Raw genomic sequence first — 4,877 nt, forward strand, 5'->3', positions numbered from 1 at the left:
GGCCCACCCCGGCCGATCTGACGTCCAAGGCCTGGCGTATCGCCGACCTCGAGTCCGGCGATGTCATCGCCGCCCTCGATCCGCACGGCCGTTTCCGGCCGGCCTCGACCATCAAAATCCTGCTCGCGCTGACCGCGCTAGACGAACTCGACCTGAACGATCCGGTGGTGGCCACCGCGAACGACTGGTCGATGGAGGGCGACGCCTGCGGAGTCGGCCCGGACGGTAAATACACCGTCCGCGATATCGTCAGCGGACTGCTCGTCGTCTCCGGCAACGACTGCGCCAACGCACTCGCGCGCCTACTCGGCGGCTATGACGAAGCGTTGGCCAAGATGAATGCCAAGGCCGCCTCTCTGGGTGCGCTGGACACCCGGGCCGCCACCCCATCCGGTCTTGACGGTGCGGGAATGTCGACCTCGGCCTATGATCTCGCCGTGATCTTTCGCGCCGCCATGGGCAACGCAGAGTTCGCTCAGATGATCGCACTCAAAACCTACGAGTTCCCCGGCTATCCGCCCCGCAAGGACGTACCCGGCGACGCGGACCATCCCGGCTACACGATGTCCACTTCCAACACCCTGCTGCGTGACGGTATCGACGGCATGACCGTGCTCGGCGGCAAGACCGGCTACACCGACGACGCCCGCAAGACCTTTGTCGGCGCGGTGGAGTCCGGTGGCCGCACGCTGATCATCGTGCAGCTCGACGGACTCAGCGTGGCGAACGACAGCTACCACCAGCAGGCCCTGCGCATGCTGCAGTACGGATTCGCCAGCCCGCCGTCGACGTCAGTGGGCAGCCTGGACAATCAGGTGGCGCAGGCGCAGGACCAGGACCGCTGGCAGCCCAGTTCGGCTTCCGAGTCACTCGCGATGGGGATGCTGCCGATGATCCTGCTGGCCGCAGTCGCGCTCACCACGGTCGCCCTGATCGTGATGTTGTTCCGCCGCCGCCGTCGCTACCACCGCCGCTAACCACCCATCCCGCTCGCCGCTTGCACCCTTCGACAAGCTCAGGGATCAGCGGGCCCAGGGATCAGCGGGCCCAGGGATCAGCGGGCTCACTTGCGGCGGAGCCAGCCCCACAGCCCAGCGGCCGCGGCGCCAATTCCGATCGCGGTCAGCATGGTGCTGGCTTTCGGCGGCGACGAGACCTCGTAGACGGGGGCCAACACCACCGGGCTCCGCTCCAGTTCTTGGTTTTCGGCGAGGATCTCGTCGGTCACGCAGTACTCCGCGTTGGCCGGCTTCGACGCACTCCAGGCCGCGCCATAGAGCAGGATCCGCGAGGCCAGGTACGCGAAGACCATCACACCCAGGATCGGACCGAAGGCGACTCCGGCCGGGCTGGTGAACATCGACTGCAGATAGTTGCTTCCCAGCGTGAACAGCACCTCGAAGATCACCGCGATCACCAATGCCGCGGGGGCCACCACCCGTACCGGCACGCGCTGCAGCGGCAGTCGGGACAGCACAAAGCTGAACATGGCCCACATCGCAACGACCGCGGCGAGCGCCGTGCCCCACCGCAGGAACGTGTGCTCGACTGATTCGGGCAGGAAGTGCACGTGCTCGGCGAGCCACTGCGCGACCGGGCCGGTGGCGATCACCGAGAGCGCCACGACCAGTGCAAAGGTGATCCCCAGCCCGATGAAGAGCAACAGATCGAAAACCTTCGACAGCACCGGATTGCGTTTGACGCGGCCACCCCAGACCTCAGTGAGCCCGGTGCGGGTCAGCCCCATCCATCCGACACCGGTGAGCGCGGCCGAGATCAGACCGATGATTCCGACGGTGGCGCGTGAGGCGATGGCCGAGTCGATGATGCCGCTGATCGTGGTGCCGAGATCACCCGGAATGTTCTCGACCACCGCATCGGTGATCTGGGTGACCACATCTGGCCGGTTGGCCAGCACAAAACCGGCGGCGGCGAAGGCGACCATCAGAATGGGGACCATCGCGAGGATCCCGCTGAAAGCGATCGACGACGCGTACAGGTTGCCGCGCTGATTGTTGTAGCGATCGAGGGTGTCGAGGATGTGTTGCAGCCACGGCCACCGCTTCTTGAGGTCCTCGAACAGGGCGAGCAGACGCTGCACCAGCGCTTTGGCCTTGTCTACGACGCTCATGACAGTCCTAGCGCGCGGCCAGGAAGCCTGTCTTCTCGTACACGGCGGCCAAGGTTTTCGAGGCGATCGCGCGGGCTTTGGCGGCACCGTCGGCGAGGATCGTCTCGAGTTCGGCGCGGTCGTCGAGCAACTCGTCGACCCGGCTACGCAAGGGTGCGACGAAGTCGCTCAGCACCTGCGCGGTGTCCACCTTCAAGTGCCCGTACTGCTTGCCCTCGTACCCGGCGACGAGGTCGTCCATATCCCGGCCGGTCAGCGCCGCCTGGATGGTCAGCAGGTTCGCCACACCAGGTTGGCGCTCCCGGTCGAAGACGATGGTGCTGCCCGAGTCGGTGACCGCCGAACGAATCTTCTTCGCCGAGCGTTTGGGATCGTCGAGCAGGTTGATCAGGCCGGAGTCACTGTCCGCCGACTTGCTCATCTTGGCGGTCGGATTCTGCAAGTCGTAGATCTTCGCGTACTCGCCGACGATGCGCGCTTTCGGCACCACGAAGGTCGCGCCGTACCGCGAATTGAAACGCTGCGCGAGGTCCCGGGTGAGTTCAAGGTGCTGGCGCTGATCCTCGCCGACGGGGACCTCGTGGACGTCGAACGCCAGGATGTCGGCGGCCTGCAGGATCGGATAGGTGAACAAGCCGACGCTGGCCGACTCCTGGCCGCCCTTGGCGGACTTGTCCTTGAACTGCGTCATCCGGCCGGCCTCGCCGAACCCGGTCAAACACTGGAGCACCCAGGTGAGTTGCGCGATCTCCGGGATGTGGCTCTGCACGTAGATCGTCGACCGTTGCGGGTCGACGCCCAGCGCCAGGAGCTGCGCGACGCTGCGGAGCGTGCGTTCGCGGAGGACCGCCGGGTCCTGCGGCACGGTGATCGCGTGCATATCCGGAATAAAGTAGTACGCCTCGTCGAACTGGTCCTGCAGTGCCACCCATTGCCGCACCGCACCCAGGTAATTGCCGAGGTGGAACGAGTCGCTGGTCGGCTGGATACCCGACAGGACCCGGCGGGGGCCGGTTGCTTGCGTCGTCATGGCCGTCATTGTCTCAAACGTATCAACGGGAAAAGACGACGGCCACCGGCGCGTGGTCGGACCAGCGCAGGTCGTAGGCTTCAGCCCGGTCCACCCACGCCCGCTCCGCGCGCTGCGCTAGCGCCGGACTCGCCAGGTGGTAGTCAATCCGCCAGCCGGCATCGTTGTCGAAGGCCTTCCCGCGCCACGACCACCATGCGTACGGCCCGGCGACGTCGCCGTGGTGCTCGCGTGCCACGTCCACCCAACCAGCGCTCAGTCGTTGTGCCACCCACTCGCGCTCGTGCGGCAGAAACCCGGAGTTCTTCAGGTTGCCTTTCCAGTTCTTGATGTCGCGCTCATCGCGCGCGATGTTCCAGTCGCCGCCGACCACCACGTCGCGCCGCGAACTCAGCAGCGCATCGAGGTACGGCCCGAAAGTATCCAGAAAGCGCCGCTTCTCTTCGTACTTCTCCACATCTTTGGGGTTGTCGGTGAGCGCGGCACCCGACGGCACATAGACACTCGCCGCGGTGACGGTGCCGTTGTCGCCGGTGAAGTCCGCTTCCAGATAGCGTCCGAGCACATCGAACTCGTCGTCGCCGTAGCCGATACGCACCGCGGTCGGCTCGGCTCGCGAGAGCACACCGACCCCGGAGCGACCGGCTACCGCAGACTCGGTCATCGACAGGTGCCAGCCGGCGTCGAGCGCTGGCGCGAGCGCCGTCCGGGTGAGCTTCTCGGTGGCCCGAATCTCTTGGAGCAGAACCACATCCGGGTCGGCGGCGGTCAGCCACGGCAGCATCCCGGGGTTGTTCTCGTTGCGCTGTTTCACCGCCGCCCGGATCCCGTTGACGTTGATACTGACCACAGACAAGGTTTCGCCGCTCACGTGCACCGATCCTATCGGCCCACCATGCGGGGACTGCCGATACCACCACTGCACGGGCCCGAGCTGCCTTAATCTGCACTGATGGGGAGCGAGCAGGCTGGCTCTGTGCCGCCGAGGGGATCGGCCGGGCCAGTACGACGATGGCTCTTGCGCGTCGATCCCGCCAACGCCCGCGAGAGTCTCTCCCATGCGAACGACGGCATCCTGACCATCGCCGGCACCAGCCTGGGTTTGGCCGGCGCCGAGATCGGCGCGCAGACCTCCTACACCGTGCTGGCGATTGGCGCCGTGGTCGGCACCCTCTCCACCTTGTCGGTGCAACTCACCGAAGAATGGAACACCTACGAAGCCGAGCAGGACGCCGTCGCGCACGAACAATCACGCTTGCTCAGCGACCCCGAGGGAGAGGTCCAGGAGCTGATCGACTGGTTCGAGGCCAAAGGCGTTTCACCGGTCACTGCGCGGCAGATGGCTTCGGAACTGTCCGACGGCGACGCCTTGGACATTCAGTTGGCCCTGGAGTACGGCATCCAAGACCCCATGACCCGCCGTCAGGTCATAGGCCGCACCAGCTCCGCCGCACTGGCGTTCCTCCTCGGCGCCCTGCTCCCCATCCTCTTACAGATGGCGGCGCCGTTCGACATCAGGTCCTGGCTCACGATGACGATCGCCGCGGTCTCGTTAACTGCCACCGCGCTTGCCTTCTCCTCGCGCGGCCACTACCGGGTCGTCTTCGCCATCGTGCGCGCGCTGTGCCTCGGCCTGGGCATGCTGGCGCTGACCTACACCCTCGGCGACCTGCTGATGTAGCCGTCAGCCGACCGCAGCGAGTTCGGCCTCCGGCT

The 4,877-nt window shown here is 66.0% G+C and carries 5 protein-coding genes; 2 read left to right on the forward strand and 3 right to left on the reverse strand.

The window, feature by feature from the left end:
* Positions 1 to 977: D-alanyl-D-alanine carboxypeptidase family protein (locus WAW85_RS15170; protein WP_422560421.1), on the forward strand; the 977-nt coding region annotated here is incomplete at its 5' end.
* Positions 978 to 1,063: 86 nt separating this feature from the next.
* On the opposite strand, the gene WAW85_RS15175 is transcribed toward WAW85_RS15170, so the two are convergent.
* From WAW85_RS15175 to WAW85_RS15185, 3 genes are read right to left on the reverse strand one after another with little or no spacing between them, the layout of a single operon-like run.
* Complete coding sequence (locus WAW85_RS15175; RefSeq protein WP_422560422.1) at positions 1,064 to 2,131, reverse strand: YihY/virulence factor BrkB family protein; 1,068 nt, start codon at positions 2,129 to 2,131, stop codon at positions 1,064 to 1,066.
* Between the two features lie 7 nt (positions 2,132 to 2,138).
* Positions 2,139 to 3,161 carry a tryptophan--tRNA ligase gene (gene trpS, locus WAW85_RS15180; protein WP_422560423.1) on the reverse strand — a complete coding sequence of 341 codons (1,023 nt, stop codon included), beginning with the start codon at positions 3,159 to 3,161 and terminating at the stop codon, positions 2,139 to 2,141.
* A 22-nt stretch (positions 3,162 to 3,183) separates the two neighbouring features.
* Positions 3,184 to 4,032: an exodeoxyribonuclease III gene (locus tag WAW85_RS15185; RefSeq protein ID WP_422560424.1), complete on the reverse strand. Its 849-nt coding sequence runs from the start codon at positions 4,030 to 4,032 to the stop codon at positions 3,184 to 3,186.
* Between the two features lie 81 nt (positions 4,033 to 4,113).
* Between WAW85_RS15185 and WAW85_RS15190 the strand changes: the two genes are divergently transcribed.
* The gene (locus WAW85_RS15190; RefSeq protein WP_422560425.1) at positions 4,114 to 4,842 is read left to right on the forward strand and encodes a VIT1/CCC1 transporter family protein; all 729 of its coding nucleotides are present in this window, start codon (positions 4,114 to 4,116) and stop codon (positions 4,840 to 4,842) included.
* Positions 4,843 to 4,877 lie beyond the last annotated feature (35 nt).

This window comes from Gordonia sp. (in: high G+C Gram-positive bacteria) (assembly GCF_049299075.1).
In the GTDB taxonomy this organism is placed as follows: Bacteria; Actinomycetota; Actinomycetes; order Mycobacteriales; family Mycobacteriaceae; genus Gordonia.

Bases quoted from the DNA above. Each gene is read 5' to 3' on its own strand.
- WAW85_RS15175 (WP_422560422.1), bottom strand. From the start codon at position 2,131: ATGAGCGTCGTAGACAAGGCCAAAGCGCTGGTGCAGCGTCTGCTCGCC.
- trpS (WP_422560423.1), bottom strand. From the start codon at position 3,161: ATGACGACGCAAGCAACCGGCCCCCGCCGGGTCCTGTCGGGTATCCAG.
- WAW85_RS15190 (WP_422560425.1), top strand. From the start codon at position 4,114: ATGGGGAGCGAGCAGGCTGGCTCTGTGCCGCCGAGGGGATCGGCCGGG.